The organism is Senegalimassilia faecalis (assembly GCF_004135645.1).
Taxonomy (GTDB): domain Bacteria; phylum Actinomycetota; class Coriobacteriia; order Coriobacteriales; family Eggerthellaceae; genus Senegalimassilia; species Senegalimassilia faecalis.
The window spans coordinates 1,074,452-1,089,799 of the sequence record NZ_SDPW01000001.1 but is presented as its reverse complement, the minus strand read 5'-3'; the positions used below and the strand labels follow the sequence as shown (position 1 = coordinate 1,089,799).

11 protein-coding genes are annotated in these 15,348 nt (G+C 60.5%); 3 read left to right on the top strand and 8 right to left on the bottom strand.

From position 1 onward, the window contains the following. Window positions 1-132 precede the first annotated feature (132 nt). Window positions 133-2,097 carry a UvrD-helicase domain-containing protein gene (locus tag ET524_RS04545; protein ID WP_129423607.1) on the top strand — a complete coding sequence of 655 codons (1,965 nt, stop codon included), beginning with the start codon at window positions 133-135 and terminating at the stop codon, window positions 2,095-2,097. 125 nt (window positions 2,098-2,222) lie between these two features. Here the strand turns inward: ET524_RS04545 and ET524_RS04540 are convergent, their stop codons facing one another. Then, window positions 2,223-3,404 (bottom strand): MalY/PatB family protein, encoded by a 1,182-nt coding sequence (locus ET524_RS04540; protein ID WP_129423605.1) that lies wholly within the window; start codon window positions 3,402-3,404, stop codon window positions 2,223-2,225. Between the two features lie 197 nt (window positions 3,405-3,601). Then, on the bottom strand, window positions 3,602-4,813 hold the full coding sequence (locus ET524_RS04535; RefSeq protein ID WP_201738666.1) for a trans-sulfuration enzyme family protein: 1,212 nt from the start codon (window positions 4,811-4,813) through the stop codon (window positions 3,602-3,604). A gap of 258 nt (window positions 4,814-5,071) precedes the next feature. Here ET524_RS04535 and ET524_RS04530 point away from each other — a divergent pair, with 258 nt between their 5' ends. Continuing rightward, window positions 5,072-5,878 (top strand): amidohydrolase family protein, encoded by an 807-nt coding sequence (locus ET524_RS04530; protein ID WP_129423603.1) that lies wholly within the window; start codon window positions 5,072-5,074, stop codon window positions 5,876-5,878. A gap of 6 nt (window positions 5,879-5,884) precedes the next feature. On the opposite strand, the gene ET524_RS04525 is transcribed toward ET524_RS04530, so the two are convergent. From ET524_RS04525 to ET524_RS04500, 6 genes are all read right to left on the bottom strand, one after another. Next, on the bottom strand, window positions 5,885-7,207 hold the full coding sequence (locus ET524_RS04525) for a hemolysin family protein (protein ID WP_129423601.1): 1,323 nt from the start codon (window positions 7,205-7,207) through the stop codon (window positions 5,885-5,887). A 348-nt stretch (window positions 7,208-7,555) separates the two neighbouring features. After that, a complete protein-coding gene (locus ET524_RS04520) occupies window positions 7,556-9,301 on the bottom strand; it encodes an ABC transporter ATP-binding protein (protein WP_129423599.1) in 1,746 nt (581 codons plus the stop codon). Beyond that, window positions 9,291-11,114 (bottom strand): ABC transporter ATP-binding protein, encoded by a 1,824-nt coding sequence (locus ET524_RS04515; RefSeq protein WP_236648251.1) that lies wholly within the window; start codon window positions 11,112-11,114, stop codon window positions 9,291-9,293. The genes ET524_RS04520 and ET524_RS04515 overlap by 11 nt, the downstream gene beginning before the upstream one ends. 72 nt (window positions 11,115-11,186) lie before the next feature. Next, window positions 11,187-11,810 carry an MptD family putative ECF transporter S component gene (locus ET524_RS04510; RefSeq protein WP_129423594.1) on the bottom strand — a complete coding sequence of 208 codons (624 nt, stop codon included), beginning with the start codon at window positions 11,808-11,810 and terminating at the stop codon, window positions 11,187-11,189. An 18-nt stretch (window positions 11,811-11,828) separates the two neighbouring features. Continuing rightward, entirely contained in the window at window positions 11,829-13,400 is a 1,572-nt protein-coding gene (locus ET524_RS04505; RefSeq protein WP_129423592.1) for an ABC transporter ATP-binding protein, read from the bottom strand. Further along, window positions 13,400-14,173 carry an energy-coupling factor transporter transmembrane component T gene (locus ET524_RS04500; protein ID WP_129423590.1) on the bottom strand — a complete coding sequence of 258 codons (774 nt, stop codon included), beginning with the start codon at window positions 14,171-14,173 and terminating at the stop codon, window positions 13,400-13,402. Before ET524_RS04500 ends, ET524_RS04505 begins: the two co-directional genes overlap by 1 nt. Window positions 14,174-14,267: 94 nt before the next feature. Between ET524_RS04500 and ET524_RS04495 the strand changes: the two genes are divergently transcribed. Beyond that, on the top strand, window positions 14,268-15,320 hold the full coding sequence (locus ET524_RS04495; RefSeq protein ID WP_129423588.1) for a helix-turn-helix domain-containing protein: 1,053 nt from the start codon (window positions 14,268-14,270) through the stop codon (window positions 15,318-15,320). Window positions 15,321-15,348: the final 28 nt, after the last annotated feature.

Below are 15,348 nucleotides of genomic sequence, written 5' to 3'. Positions count from 1 at the left end.
GCCGCGCCCCCGCCGGAGCGCCATCGCGTCAGGTCGGCCGAGTCGCCGCGCCTGTTCGCAACCTTTTGAAAACCGCCGGCCCGCTGCGCGCGGGCCGGCCACAGATAGCCGCAACAAGAAAGGGAGTTTTATATGATCGATACCATTGCTGCATTCGACGGGCGTCTCGCGAAGATCGAGGGCGCAGCTCGAAGCGGAAAGACGCAGGCGCTGGTGGCGCGCTGCGCGAAACTGATTGAAAACGGCGAGGCTCCCGAGTCCATTCTTGTTGCGGTCACGAACGCTTTCGCCGCCCAGGCCTTCCGCAAGCGCCTGCGCCGCGCCCTTCCCGCCAACAAAGCTGCCGCCGCCGAGGCCGTGCGCATCTGCTGCGCGCTTGACGCCGCCGTCGAGGTGCTTGACACCCCCGCCGCCCGCGAGGCCACCGGCCGCGAGCCGCGCATCCTTTCCGAAGCCGAATACAACTTCTTCCTGGAAGATCTGAAAACCACCGGCGAACAGCCGCGCAAGCTGCGCAGCATGCTGTCGTTTCTGGAGCGCAAGATGGCCAACTACGAGTCGCGAGAGGAGTGGGGCGCCGGCACCGCTGCGGGCAACCTGCACGCCTTCGCCACGCGCGTGCTGAAGCTGCGCGGCGCCATGCTGCCTGTTGAGGCGCCTATGCTGGCCGCCGATTTCCTGAAAAGCGACGCCGGCGAGGCCGCGCGCGGCCGCTTCTCGCACGTGCTGTGCGACGATTTCCAGAATTTCTCGCACTCCGAGCAGACGTGCCTGTGCCTGCTGGCCGACAAGCAGATCATGGTGGCGGGCAACCCCAACCAGATGATGTCTAAGCGCGGCAATCACCCCTATGTTGAGGGCTTCCTGAAGTTCGACGCCGTGCGCCGCGACGTTGAGGTGTTCCATCTGGAAGGCGCCTTCGGAAACCCGCAGGTCATCGCGCTGGCCGATGCGCTGGGCAGCCAGGACGGCATGGATGGCGCCTACGTTGCCGGAACCGCTGCGGACATCGAGCGCGACCCCGCGGCTGCTGCGCTGCCTGTTGGCGTGCAGTCCATCAAGTGGAACACGCCCGAGGACGAGCTGAACGGCCTGACGAAGTACCTGCGCCACCTGCTGAGCAGCCAGGAAGACGTGCGCGAGGCCCACACGTGCATCGTGGTGGCCAACCGCCGCTGGGCTGTGATGGTGGAGAGGCTGCTGCGCCGACGCGGCTTCAACGTGTCCGCCGCCGGTGCCGCCGGCACGCTGGCGGGCGACCCGCGCGATTCCAGCCGTTCGCGCGCGCTTGTTGCGTACACGAAGCTGAACCTGCTGGCCAATCCGCGCGACATGGTGGCGTGGCGCAGCTGGTGCGGCTTCGACAACGCGCTGACGAACTCCGACGCCTGGATGGGTCTGCAGGATTTCGCCGAGGCCGAGAACATCACGCTGTACCAGGCGCTTGAGCAGGTGGGCAACGCCGGGTTCGGCGCGAAGGAGCCGTTCCTGCGCGCTCGCACGCTGGCCGAGAAATGGCGCGCTGGCCAGGAGTTTATCACGAAGAACAGCACGCGCCGCGGCTTCGGCCTTATGAAGGCCATCGGCGCCGAGGGCATCAGCGAGTTCGAGGCCGTTGCCGCCGACATGATGGGCGACGAGACGGCCGCGCGCCTGTTCGAGATGGAGCGCGCCGTCATCATGGATCCGGCCTGGATCGACGATCCGCACGTGCTGCACGTGTCCACGCTGCAGAACCTGTGCGGCACCGAGTACGACAACATTTTCGTGGTCGGCTGTATCGACGGCTTCTTCCCCATCCGCAACGCGTTCGAGGTCATCAGCACCGATGGCGAGCGCAACCGCGTCATGGACGCCGAGCGCCGCGATTTCATGAGCGGTGTGGCGAAGGCCAAGCACCTGCTTGTGCTGTCGCACTTCAGCAAGTCCGAGCTTGAGCTGGCCGAACGCACGAAGATGCAGGTAGTGCGCGTGAAGAGCGAGAACGGCAAGCGCATGGCCATCGTGCGCCCGTCGGCGTTCCTCTCCGAAGCCGGCGACGCCGCCCCCACCACCATCGGCGGCCAAGCGCTGCTGTCCGAGTACGGTTTGAACTAGGGGATTCGGCAAAGTAAGCCTCCCAACCCCCGAAGCGTAGGGCCGAGCGAAAGCTCGGCCCTTTTTAGTCAGCGCCCAAAGGGCGCGTCACACATTTTCCCGTGCGCGTGGCGCCCCCGATACCGTTACTTGCCCAAGCCCTTCACCGCTTGCTCCAGGCGATCGCAGGCTTCCTGCACCAGGGATTTCGGGCTGGCCAGGTTCATGCGCACGAAGCCGCTGCCTTCGGGACCGAACATGGTGCCCAGGTCAAGCCACAGTTTCGCATCCTGCTCCACCAGGCGCTTGATACCCGCATCGTCAAGCCCCAGCCCGCTGCAGTCCAGCCACGGCAGATACGTGCTCTCAAGCGGCACCAGGCTCACGCCCGGCATGCGGTCGACGGCCGCCTGCAGCACGCCGTAGTTCTCGTTCAACACGCCTTTCAGCTCGTCGAGCCACTCTTCGCCCTGCTCGTAGCACGCCTGCGTGGCTGTGACGCCGAACACGCTGGGCTCGTCGTAGCCCGTGCGCCCGAGTGTACGCTTGAACGCGGCACGGGCGTCGGCGTTCGGGATGAAGATGTTCGACAGCTGCAAGCCTGCCAGGTTGAACGTCTTGCTGGGCGCCGTGCACACCACGGCCGCATCGGCGTATTCCCGCCCCAGCGACGCGAACGGCACGTGCTTGAAGTCCGGGCGCGCGAAGTCGGCGTGAATCTCGTCGGCCACCACGCGCACGTTGTGCGCCAGGCAGATGTCGCCGATGCGGCGCAGCTCGTCTTCGGTCCATGCACGGCCCACGGGGTTATGCGGGTTGCACAGGATGAACAGCTTCGCGGCCGATTTCTCCAGCTGGCGCTCGAAACCCTCGAAGTCCATGGTGTAGCGGCCGTTTTCGTAGCGCAGCGGGCTCGTGACCATTTTGCGGCCGTTATCCTGGATCATCAGGCGGAACGGGTAGTACACGGGCGGCTGGATGATCACGGCGTCGCCCGGCTGCGTGAATGCGTTCACGGCCATGGACAGGGCGAACACCACGCCCGGCGTCATGACGAACCACTCGCGCTCGGGGCGCCAGCCGTGGCGGCGCTCGAACCAGTTCTGCACCGACTCGTAGTAGCCATCCGTTGCCATGGTGTAGCCGTACACGCCATGCTGCACGCGCTCGGTCAGCGCCTCGATGGCGGCCGGCGCGGTCTTAAAGTCCATGTCGGCAACCCAAAGCGGCAGGTCATCGGCCGCGTGGCCGCGGCGGCTCCACGCGTCCCACTTCAAGCAGCCCGTGTTGCGACGGTCGATGATGGTTTCGAAATCATATTTCGTCATGCGACGACTCCTTCGTCTTCTTGTTGCAAAACGCGTTGCACGGCGCCCCGATTCGACGGCGAACAGCACGTTTCGGAGCGCATTCCTGCAAGACTTACAACGTTGACCTGCGAAAACGCTAGCGCTCCTCCGCTTCTGCACCCGCAACTCCTTGCCGCATCCAGTTGTTGTACGGTAAGTGTTGCACACGCGCCCTGCTACGCCAGCGCCTGCTCCAAATCGGCCAGCAGGTCATCGATGTCCTCGATGCCCACCGACAAGCGCAGCAGGCGATCGTCGATGCCCAGCTTGTCCAGCATGGGCTTCGGGATGGACCCGTGCGTCTGCACCAACGGATACGTGACCAGGCTTTCCGTGCCACCTAAGCTTTCCGCGAACAGGATGAGCTTCGTGCGCTCAAGCACGGCCAACGCGCGCTCGTGCGTGTCGGTCTTAAACGATATCATGGCGCCGAAGCCCGTGGTCTGGCGCTTCGAAAGCTCATAGTTCTGATGGTCGGGGTCGCCCACATAGAACACGTCCGTGACGTGCGGGTTCGCCTTCAGCGCCTCGGCGATGCGCTTCGCGTTGCGCTCCTGCTGGCGCAGGCGCACGCCCAGCGTTTTCAAGCTGCGCAGCATCAACCAGCTGTCGAACGGGTCAAGCTGGTTGCCCTCGCTCATGGTGGCGTTGAACAGCGGCTCCAGCAGCGTGTTGTCGCGCAGGATCAAAAAGCCCGACAGCACGTCGTTGTGGCCGCACAGGTATTTCGTACCGCTGTAAATGACCACGTCACCGCCCAGTTCGAACGGCTTCTGGAAATACATGGTCAAGAAGGTGTTGTCCACCGCGAACACGGCGCCGTGCGCGTGAGCCGCCTCGCCCACGGCGGCGACGTCGGCCACCTTCATGGTGGGGTTCGTGGGCGTTTCCAAAAACACCAGGCGCGTGTTCGGCTTGAACGATGCCGCCAGCACGTCGGGGTCGGTCAGGTCCACGTAATCGAATTCGAGGCCGTACTGCGTGTAGATGTTGCTGAATAGGCGATATGTGCCGCCGTACAGGTCGTCGCTTACCAGCACGTGGTCGCCGGCGCGCAAAAGCTTCAGCAGCGTGGTGATAGCCGCCATGCCGCTGGAAAACGCCATGGCCTTCTTGCCGCCTTCCAGCAGCGCGATGGTGTTCTCAAGCTCCAGGCGCGTGGGGTTGCCGCAGCGCGAATAGCAGTAGCCCGTAGACTGGCCCCAGGCCGGATGCGCGAACGTTGCCGACTGATACAGCGGATAGCTGATGGAACCCGTGCGCGCATCAATGCCCTCGTAGCCGCGCACCGCGATGGAATCGGCGTGCCAACCAGCGTGTTTCTGCTGGTCAATGCCAAGCAGGCCATCGATTTCGTCAGCCATTGCCTCAAAGCTGGAGTCGTTCATGAAAGCAGCGTTCCTTTCGTTCGCGGGTGCGGCCCTGCGCGCTGTAATCCCTAGCACGCTTGTAAGGTTACGTTTTCCGAAAGGGTAGTGTACCGGAGAACGCGCCCCAGTGGCCAAGAAATCAGATAGCCCAGATATACGATTTTCCGAACAGTTGCTATCGGGCCGAATGTCCCGCCAGCTGGTGGCACATTGACCGGTGCGGCGAACCGCGCGCCGCCGTACAATCAGGGGCGTCAAATACACAAGGAGCGAACTATGGCCGTTATCGACGCACACGCACACATCTATCCCGACAAAATCGCCGCTGCCGCAGTGGATGCGGTCGGCAACTTCTACGAGGTGAACATGTTCGGCGACGGCACGGCCGCCGGGCTGCTTTCCGCGAAGGACCGCTCCCCCATCACGCATTTCTTGGTGCACTCCGTTGCCACCAGCGTGCACGCGGTCACGGCCATCAACAACGCCATCGCGCAGGCGTGCCAGGCCCACCCCGAGTTCATCGGCTTTGCTGCCATGCATCAGGATTTCGAAGACCCCGCCACCGAGCTGCAGCGCGCTGTTGACCTGGGACTTCATGGTGTGAAGCTGCATCCCGACACGCAAAAGGTCAACATGGACGACCCGCGGCTGATGGAGGTTTACGCCATCTGCGAGGAAATGGGGCTGCCCGTGGTCATCCACACCGGCGACTACCGCTACGACTTCTCGCACCCGCGCCGCCTGGTGAACATCCTGAAAGCGTTCCCCGACTTGGTGGTGGACGCCGCGCACTTCGGCTACTGGCCGTGCTTCGACGTGGGCTACGACATCCTGCACGACATCGCGCGCCACGACCGCGTGTTCCTTGACCAGTCAAGCACGCAAAAGTTCCTTGGCCCGCGCCGCACCGTCGAGTTGGCGCGCATGTGGGGCACCGACCGCATCATGTTCGGCAGCGACTTCCCCATGTGGGACCCGGCCGATGAATGCAACAAGCTTATGGCCTGCGATTTTACCGACGACGAGCTGGAAAACATCCTGTGGCACAACGCGGAGCGCTTCAGCGGCGTGAAGGTGAGCTAAGGCGCCCTACTCCTCGTCCTCCTGCTGCGGCTTGGGCGTCAGCACCAGCTTCACGGTGTCGATGCGGTGGCGATCCATCTGCATCACCGTCAGCTTCGCCGTGGCTTCGCGGCCCTCAAGCGTCAGGCTGTCGCCCTCGGCCGGGATGCGATCGAGCACGTCCATGATCAGGCCGCCAAGCGTTTCGCAATCCTCCGCGTCCTCGGGCGTGAAGCCGATGAGCTCCTCGAAGTCGCCCACGGACATGCCGCCGTCGATCATCATGGTGTCGTCGGTCAGCTTCTTCACGGAGTCGTTGTCGGCGTGGCGGTACTCATCGTCCACATGGCCCACGATCTGCTCCATGATATCGGTCATGGTAACGATGCCGGCCGTGCCTCCGTGCTCGTCCACCACCACGGCAATCTTCGTGTTGCCCTCCTGCAGCACCTGCAGAAGCTTCGCCACGGGGATGCTTTCCGGCACCGCTTCGATCGGGCGCACCGGCAGGTCTTTCATGCTGGAGCCGTGGCGCATAAGGTACAGGTCCTTCACGTGCACGAAGCCCACGATGCGGTCCTTCGACTCGCGGCACACGGGGTAGCGCGTGTATTTGTACCGCGTGACCAGGGCCATGTTCTCCTCGAACGTGTCCTCAAGGTCGATGCACACCAGGTCGGTGCGCGGCGTCATGATGGCCTCGGCGTCCTTGTCGCCCAAGTCGAAGATGTTGTCCACGAACGTGTTTTGCTCGGGGTCGATCAGGCCGCTTTCCGTGGACTCGTCGATGAGCAGCTTGATTTCGTCGCCCGTGTACACCTCGTGCTCGTTGGCCGGGTCGTGACCGGCCAGGCGCACCACGCCGTTCGTGATGCCGTTGAACAGAATCATGATGGGATAGGTAACCTTATAGAACGCCATCAGCGGGCCGGCCGTGAACAGCGCATAGCGTTCGGTGGCGAAAATGGCGAATGACTTGGGGATAAGCTCGCCCACCACCACGTGCAGCGTCGTCATGATGAAGTAGCCGATAGCCACCGCCACAATGCTGATGACCGCTTCGGGCAGGTGGAACAGCTCGAACAGCGGGCGAATGAGCGCGGAAAACGCCGGCTCGCCCAACCAGCCAAGGGCCAGCGACGCCAGCGTGATGCCCAGCTGGCAGGCGGAAAGGTAGGCGTTGACGTTCTCGGCAATGTGCATGGCGCTTTTCGCACCCTTCTTGCCTTCCTCGACGGCCAGCTCAAGCTGGGATTTGCGCACGCGCACCAGCGCGAACTCCGCGATGACGAAAAACGCGTTCATCGCCAGGAACAAGACAACAAGTAGCAGGCTTAAGCCTATGTGCATAAAAGCGGGTCTCCTTATGTTGGGTACAAAACAAGGGCTGGCGAAGGCGCCGGCCCCAAGCGACAGCCGAAGCGGCCGCGTCACGCTCGCAACGGCAGCCGCCGCAAACGCAACATTCTTATTGTGACATGCGAATTCGCACGCAGACGCAATCCCAACGTATATCCAAAAGTCAAGCCACGATTTACCATTTCGTTACTTTCAAGAAAGCACCAAGCACGCCAACTCTCTCGTGGTTTCAAGAGACAAAACATATCGCTATCAAAAGTCTCTGTACCACTGGTTTGAAGATATGCCAGGCGGGACTTCGGTACACACTCGTCTGCCCCGCCTGGCATTGCCTTTGCGTTAGAGCACCCACGCCTCGCTTTCGCGCTGCAGCTCCAACATGCGGCGGTATCTACCATCGGGCTTCTCACGCAGCTCTGCCGGGCTTCCCTGCTCCACCACACAACCACCTTCGAGCACCACAATCTTGTCGGCATTGTCAACCGTGCGCATGCGATGTGCGATAACGAGGACCGTCTTGCCTTGAAGCAGTTCAGAAAGAGCAGCTTGCACGTATGTCTCGTTTTCCACGTCAAGTGAGGCCGTTGCTTCATCGAGCAGCACAATCGGAGCGTCTTTCAGCAGGGCACGCGCAATCGAGATACGCTGGCGTTCACCACCGGAAAGCCTGCTGCCGTTTTCCCCGATCATGGTGTCGTAGCCGTTGGGCAAACGCTCCACGAACTCGTCGCAGCGCGCCGCCCTCGCCGCAGCGAGAACCTCCTCGTTCGTAGCATCCTTCTTCCCGAGGCGAATGTTCTCACGCACGGTGTCGTCAAAGAGCACCACGTCCTGGAACACCTCGGAGAATGCAGAAAGCAGCGTTTCCGGATCGACAGTAGAGACGTCAACGCCGCCCACAAAGATCGCGCCAGAGCTTACGTCCCAAAAACGCGAAGCGAGCTTGACAGCCGTGCTCTTGCCCGAACCGGACGCGCCCACAAGCGCTGTCACCTGCCCTTCCCGCGCCTTGAACGATACGCTGCTCAAGACGTCCTCGCCGTCGGCGTATGCGAAGCCCACGTCTTCGAAGACCACGTCATGGCCCTGAGGCTCGAACGAAGTGCTACCCGTCTGGATCGGCTCATTCTCGATGGCGCGCATGCGCTCCAGGCTCAAGCTCATGTCCATCAGCTCGGCGATGGCCTGCAAGATTACGTTGATGGGATCGTAAACCCTTGTCACCGCCAACAGATACACGAAAAACACGAGGAAGTCGACTTGTCCCGCCACGAGCAGCACAGTACCCACCACGATGACGGATGCGATTCCCAGACGCAAGAATCCTTGGGCGGAGCACACCGCCACACCCATAGCCAGCTCGGCACCAATTTTCTCTCGCTCGAAACGATCGATGCGGCAATCAAGCTCATCCTGGAATGCGCCCACCTTGTTGAGAGAGCGTATCTCACGGTGGCATTCAAGGTATTCCTGCAGCGCGTCGGCGAATGAAAGGGACGCCGCGTTCTTCTTCACAGTATGCGACTTCTGGATATGCGCGGTCAAAAGCAACGCCACAAGCGCCACGGGGATGGGCCAGAGCGCAGATGCCGCCAGTCTCCAGTCGAACGCGAACATCATGACAGCGAACACCAGCGTCGAAGCGCCCATACCGAAAATCTGCGGCATAGTGTGCGAGAACAGGCGCTCCTGATCGGAGCAGTCCTTCATGATAACGCTCGTCAAATCGGACAAATCGCGCCTTCCGAAAAACGAGAGCGGAAGCCGGCGCAAACGCTCCGCGATGGCGATACGCTTGCGGGCGCTTTCTTGGTAGACCGCCGTGTACGTCGCGCGATATTCCCACATCTGCGTGACAAACATCACAACAAGCGCCGCCACAATGCCCGCTGCGTAGAGCGCCATGCCCGGCAGGCCAACTGAAGGGTCATCCAGATACCTGATAAAATCGCTTGCAGTAAAGTACAGCACCACGATGGGCAGCATCAGCATCAGGTTCGCCAACGCACAGAACCCAGCACCGCGCATAAAATCCTTCATGCCTTGATCGGTCAAGGCAAAAGCATCTTGAATCCTACGCCACATGGCTGCCACCCCCTTCAATCCTCCACATCGCGCTCGTTCGGTAGTCTCGCCACATGCGCGCATACAGTCCATCTTGCGCGACGAGTTCTTCATGGGTACCCTGTTCCGCGACAGAACCACGGTCGATGACGAAGATGCGATCCGCATTCACAACGGTTGACAGACGGTGTGCGATCATAAGCACCGTCTTGTCTTCGCAAAGCGTTGCAAGAGCAGCTTGAATCAGTGCCTCATTTTCGGGGTCGGCAAACGCCGTCGCCTCGTCGAGAACCACAATCGAGGCTCCCTTCAGAATGGCACGCGCAAGCGCGATGCGCTGACGCTCTCCCCCGGAAAGATACACGCCAGCTTTTCCTACCACGGTGTTCACGCCATCGGGGAACTTGGCAATGATGTCATCGCACTGGGCCGCATGAAGAGCCGCGAGCACCTCGGCATCGCTTGCATTGGGGCGACCCGCACGCACGTTATCAGCCAAGCTTCGCTTGAACAGTCGATCGTCTTGGAACACGAAAGAAACGGCACCCATCAGTTCCTCGGCAGGAATTCGTCGCACATCCGCCCCGCCCACAAGAACGACACCCTCATCTGCGTCCCAAAAGCGCGGGACGAGCGACGCGAGCGTCGACTTGCCTCCGCCCGACGGCCCGACAAGAGCCACCGTCGCCCCGGCGGGGACAGAAATCGATACGTTGCGAAGCGCCGGTTCCCTGGAACCGGGGTACGAGAAGCTGACGCCCGCAAGCTCAATGCTCGCCTCCTTCGGATGGAGAGCTTTGGCAGACTCCACCTCGGCGATGGGAGCAACTTCCATGATCGTGTTCATCCGCCGCAGCGCGTCTTCGGCGATCATGACCGCCTCTGACGAGTACATGACCTTCGACATCATCGTTGTTGTCATCGCCGAGAAAAACGCGTAGAACAGGAAATCAGTCAGGAACGCTGGGAAATCAGGCGCGACGGCGGCAAGCACAATACCCGCAGGTACGAGCACCGCAAAGGTTGAGTTGATCGCAACCAGCTGCACGACTTGAGGTCGTCGGCAATACTCGGTATAATTCGTCGCCATGTCGCGATAGCCGATGATTGCCTCGTGGAAGGCCCTGAACGAAAGCACCGTCTGCTGGAATACCTTTACCACGGGTATACCTCGAACGTATTCGGTTGCCGCAGCGCTCATACGCATGAGAGCCGCCTGGTAAAGTTCCATGAAATGGCGGCCGCCTTTTTCGTCCTCGCGGCCCATCATCCACCACATCGCAGCAAAGGAAACGGCGATGGGGACAAGGCACAGAAGCCCCATCCTCCAGTCGAACAGAAACGCCACGACGAAGAAGATCACCGGGGTGGCAAAAGAGCCAACGAAATCAGGCAGCTTGTGGGCGATAAGGTCTTCTGTCTGGCCTGCACACCCGTCAATCACGCGGCGCATCTCCCCCGACGAGTGCGCGCTGAAATACCCCATTGGGATCCGCGCCACGTGGCGAACCATCGCTTTGCGCATATTTGCCGCAATACGGAAGGCCGCAAGATGCGAAGCCATGAGCGCGCCAAAATACACGATGATGCTCAACACGGCGAAAACCACAGCAAGCACAGCCCACATCGCGGCAGATGATGCTTCTGCCCAGTTCGGGTACACCAAAACCAAGTCGCGAACCACGAACCATACGCAAACAAGCGGCATCACGGTGAGCACGGCGTTCAGCGCCGAAAGGCCGCATCCTACATACGCCAAAACCCGCCGCTTGCCAGCAAACCCCAACAGCTCGAGAATCGCGTTTTTCTTCTTGGCGGTACCTTCTTTCCCCACGTCCTTTCCTACTTCTGTCGTTAGAGTACCGTCTTCCCGGGTCATTGCCATATTTACCTCCCGGCCGTTAATCTACATGCCAAGTTTGGCAAAGTGCTTCGAGAACACCTTGGTACCGATGAAGCCGCCGACGAGGCCGCCAGCGATGGTGGCAGCGCCGGTTACGACGCCCATTGGGCTTAGAATCGAGTTAACGAGCGTTTGGCCGTACTCGCGGGTCATGCCGGCTTGAACGCACATCTCGGCATAAGCCTCGCCCATCATAAGGATGAGAGAGATCTGCCCCAGCCAGAAGCAGAACGTGAACGCGGCAAAGGCACAGATAAGCTTGGTCTTGGTGCGCTTCTGCGGATCGCCTGCGATAAGGTCTGCCACGATACCGCCCACAACAATGCCGACAGGACCGCTCCAGAACATGCCCATCAGAAGGCCGACAGCACCAACTATAATGCCCATGATGGCGATCGCACCACGCTTCGGGACGCGATAGGCCAGGTACATGAACACGGTACCAGCGAACAACGCGCCTACCGTGTGAGTAAACCAGCACAGGTTGGCATTCGCGCTAAAGATAATCGAGAACGCCATGAACACTAGAAACAAAAGGATGCCGAACACGGCGATAAAGACGAAGTCTTTCGGGCTCAAGCCATTACGTTCCTTGGCGGCAGAACCGATTGTTGCTTTGCTTGTCATTGTGAAACCTTTCTCTTGTTACTGTATTTCCGCAAACCCGAAATTGAGCTTCAACTTCGGAAGTGTTGCCTTGTTTAAGGGGAAGCGCTCGGCGATGCGCCCGTCTTCGACCAGGGCTATCTCATCGCATGCCGAGCAGAGGAACTCATAGTCGTGCGAGACAACGCAGACGGCGATGCCCGCATCGCGAATGCGCGCGATCTGGGCATCTATTCGACGCATGTTGCGATAATCCAAGCCACTCGTAGGCTCGTCGAGAATCATCGCGCGGGCACTCGAAAGCAAGCCGGCAGCGATGGAAAGCCGTTGGCGCTCCCCGCCTGAAAGGGAGAGCGGGTGCCTGTCGGCGAGACCTTCGAGAGCAAGCGCAGCCTTTATTGCTGCAATCCGGTCCTTATTACCTAGGCTGTCTTCCGCACCATCCGAAGAGCACGCGCTTGCAAGCTCATCGTCGACTGTGCTGCTGAACAACTGGTATCCCGGTTCTTGCATAACCAGGTACACGCGCCCCGCCCGTTTCCTTGCGCGAAGCGGCACGTCGTCGACCTCGATCACCCCCGCCTTTTCCTTGAGAAGGCCGGCCATGCACCGGGCAAACGTCGTTTTCCCAGCCCCGTTGTGCCCCACAATACCGACGACGCTACCTGGAAGGAGGCAGAAGTCGAGACCGTTCAAGACCGCAGGCGCGCCGCGATAGCCGGCAACTACGCCGCTCATACGCACGATGGCTTTTCCGTATAAAGGTGATCTGGAGGCATTTGATGCGACCGCGTCGCCCAAGGGCGACACCGCCACAACGGAGTCGATTTCAGCAAGAGAGGCGGCGCGCAGCCCTATATCGGTTCTCGTTTCAAACGGCAGAGCAAGGAACTCTGCCGCCGGCCAGTCTCCTATAACCGAACCATCGCTTATAACCACATAGCGGTCTGCGATGCCGTCAAGCCACCACAAGCGATGCTCGGAGATAAGCACGGTCTTCCCCTGACTCTTCAGAAGCGCAACCGTGCGCGCAAGATTCCGCATCGCATGCACATCGAGCGACGCGGTTGGCTCATCAAGCACAAAGATGTCGGGATGCACCGCATAGACCGATGCCAGGATAACCGACTGCTTCTGCCCGCCAGAAAGCGCCTCGGTGCCGCGCCCGAGCAGGCCCTCAATACCGAGCGTTGCCGCTGCCTGCGCCACACGTTCAACCATTTCCTCGCGATCGATTCCGAAGTTCTCGCATCCGAAGGCGATTTCCGAGGTCACGTCGAGATTGACGAACTGGCTACGCGGGTTCTGGAACACCGACCCGACATGCGCGGAAAGCTCGCCCATCGTCCATGCGGAAACGGGTTTTCCCGCAACAAGCACCTCACCTTGAAGATCCCCTTCGTACATAAGAGGAATAAGCGCATTAACGAGGCGCGTAAGCGTTGTCTTGCCACATCCTGACTGCCCGGTCACAACAACGCATTGACCGCGAGGGATCTTAAGCGAAACGTCACGAAGCGATGGACGGGAAGCGCCTTTGTAGCAAAACGTGCATCCATCGAGCTCGATAGCATAGGGCGAAGTCTTCGCCGCGGCGGCATTTTCCATCATCAGAGCACCCCCGCTCTAAAGCAAACGGAAAGTGCAAGGAGCACCATCGCAGCGATGAGACACGCAACATCGATAGCGCGCACCCTTAAGTGGCAATACGAGGTGCGGTGCGCACTCGCCCCCACGCCGCGAACGACGACCGCGTTCCCCAGTTCGTCGGCGATCTGGCCCAAACGCGCGATCACGGGCACAAGGAAATGTTCGGCGGTCTTCGCAGGATGGCGCACGACCGACCTCGGCGTGAGCGCGATACCGCGCGTCTTCATAGCATCGGCGACAGCGGAGAATTCGCGTCCCATGGTGGGAAGGAAACGAAATGCCACGCACACAGCCACCGACACGTTCGCAGGAACATGCATCGCCTGCAGCGCGCAAGCGAGCTCGCCGAGACGCGTGGTTGCGATCATGTTGAAAGCGAACATGAAGGCGGGCAAAACATGGCGGTACATGAGAAGCGACGCCGCAAAGGGCGAAAGCAGGGTGTTCCCGCTCGCCACGAACAGCTGCGCCGTCACGGCGAACAGCGCATAGAAGGCAAGCCAGCGCACGATCGCAGAGAAGCGACGGCAATACGCCATCACGACAACGGTAAGCGCCAAAACGCCCATCTCGGCGAACAGGCTTTGCGTAAGCGCCATCTGCACGTTGATCGCTGCCAGAACCGCAAGCGACGTACGCGGGTCAAGATGGCGCGATGCAGCGTTGGCAGACGTCGAAGGCTGCGTCTGCGCTACCGCGTTCAAGGGCAAAGGCGCGCCCATCGAAAGAGCCATGCGATTATCGTCCTTCTTCCTACTAGTTAACTATATATAACTCTTTACGATAAAATACAGCTCAATAAGGCAATGCGAAAGACGGAACGGGAAGATGGAAAACTGCACCGAAAAGAATTCAAGTTCTACCGAAAAATCAAACGGAAGCTACGCCGCAGGACAGGGAAACCCACTTTACGACATGTTCGTCACACAGCTTTCGCAGCTGCACACCGTATGCGCGAAGGAAGCACTCGCGCGCGGATTCGGACGGGCCGACCTGGTGCGAAGCGTCGGCGAGACATGGTTCGTCGACCCCCAATACGGCAGGGGCTCCTACTGGTTCTATCTCATGGACGGTGACACCATCGTCGTGTCGATGGACATCACGTACAGACGCGCCGTGGAATCGGCTATGGAAACTGTTCCCTATCTGGGATTCGGCCTCTATGAGCATGCGATGCCCATGTATTGCTCGCCCGAGTGCGCCGCATCCAGCTGCAAGCTCATGGGACATGACTGGGATGGCGGCCCCTACATAAGCTCGTTCGAGCCCGACAAGCGGCTGTCATCGGCGTCGATTACCATAGCCCCTGAAGCAATACGTCGCTATGCGAATGCCTTGCACTGCGATGAGAAGAAACTGCGCCGCGCCATCGGACGGCTCACCACGTCGGAGGGCGCGCCCGGCTTGCCCTCGGCGCTTCGAGGGCTCGACATCACCTACCCCGCCGCATCGGTCGCCGATTCGTATTATCACGCCAAGGTGATTGAATGCTTCGCGCTGCTGGCAAGCAGCATTCCCGAAAAGGTCACGTCAGCCGATGCCGTGAACATAAGCGACAGGGACTGCGTCGAGTGCCTCTGCTCCTACATCGACGACAACTTATCATCCGATCTCAGCACGAAAACGTTGTGCGACATTGCCCATGTAAGCGAGGGGAAGATGATATCGGCGTTTCGCAATGTGCAGGGGAACACCCCGCAAAGCTACATCCGCGCACGGCGCCTGGAGCACGGACGACGCCTTCTCCTTGATGAAAGCCGCAAAATCAGCGAAATCGCCAAAAGCGCGGGCTACCGCAACCAGGGAGCGTTCACTGACGCGTTCAAGCGTGCCTACGGCACGACGCCGCGCGCCTATCGCAACAGACTACGAATCGAATAGGAATAGCATCAAGCGATGGCCACTCCTC

Excerpts from the sequence above, each read along its gene's own strand:
- ET524_RS04545 (WP_129423607.1), top strand. The coding sequence starts at position 133 with ATGATCGATACCATTGCTGCATTCGACGGGCGTCTCGCGAAGATCGAG.
- ET524_RS04540 (WP_129423605.1), bottom strand. The coding sequence starts at position 3,404 with ATGACGAAATATGATTTCGAAACCATCATCGACCGTCGCAACACGGGC.
- ET524_RS04535 (WP_201738666.1), bottom strand. The coding sequence starts at position 4,813 with ATGAACGACTCCAGCTTTGAGGCAATGGCTGACGAAATCGATGGCCTG.
- ET524_RS04530 (WP_129423603.1), top strand. The coding sequence starts at position 5,072 with ATGGCCGTTATCGACGCACACGCACACATCTATCCCGACAAAATCGCC.
- ET524_RS04525 (WP_129423601.1), bottom strand. The coding sequence starts at position 7,207 with ATGCACATAGGCTTAAGCCTGCTACTTGTTGTCTTGTTCCTGGCGATG.
- ET524_RS04520 (WP_129423599.1), bottom strand. The coding sequence starts at position 9,301 with ATGTGGCGTAGGATTCAAGATGCTTTTGCCTTGACCGATCAAGGCATG.
- ET524_RS04510 (WP_129423594.1), bottom strand. The coding sequence starts at position 11,810 with ATGACAAGCAAAGCAACAATCGGTTCTGCCGCCAAGGAACGTAATGGC.
- ET524_RS04505 (WP_129423592.1), bottom strand. The coding sequence starts at position 13,400 with ATGATGGAAAATGCCGCCGCGGCGAAGACTTCGCCCTATGCTATCGAG.
- ET524_RS04500 (WP_129423590.1), bottom strand. The coding sequence starts at position 14,173 with ATGGCTCTTTCGATGGGCGCGCCTTTGCCCTTGAACGCGGTAGCGCAG.
- ET524_RS04495 (WP_129423588.1), top strand. The coding sequence starts at position 14,268 with ATGGAAAACTGCACCGAAAAGAATTCAAGTTCTACCGAAAAATCAAAC.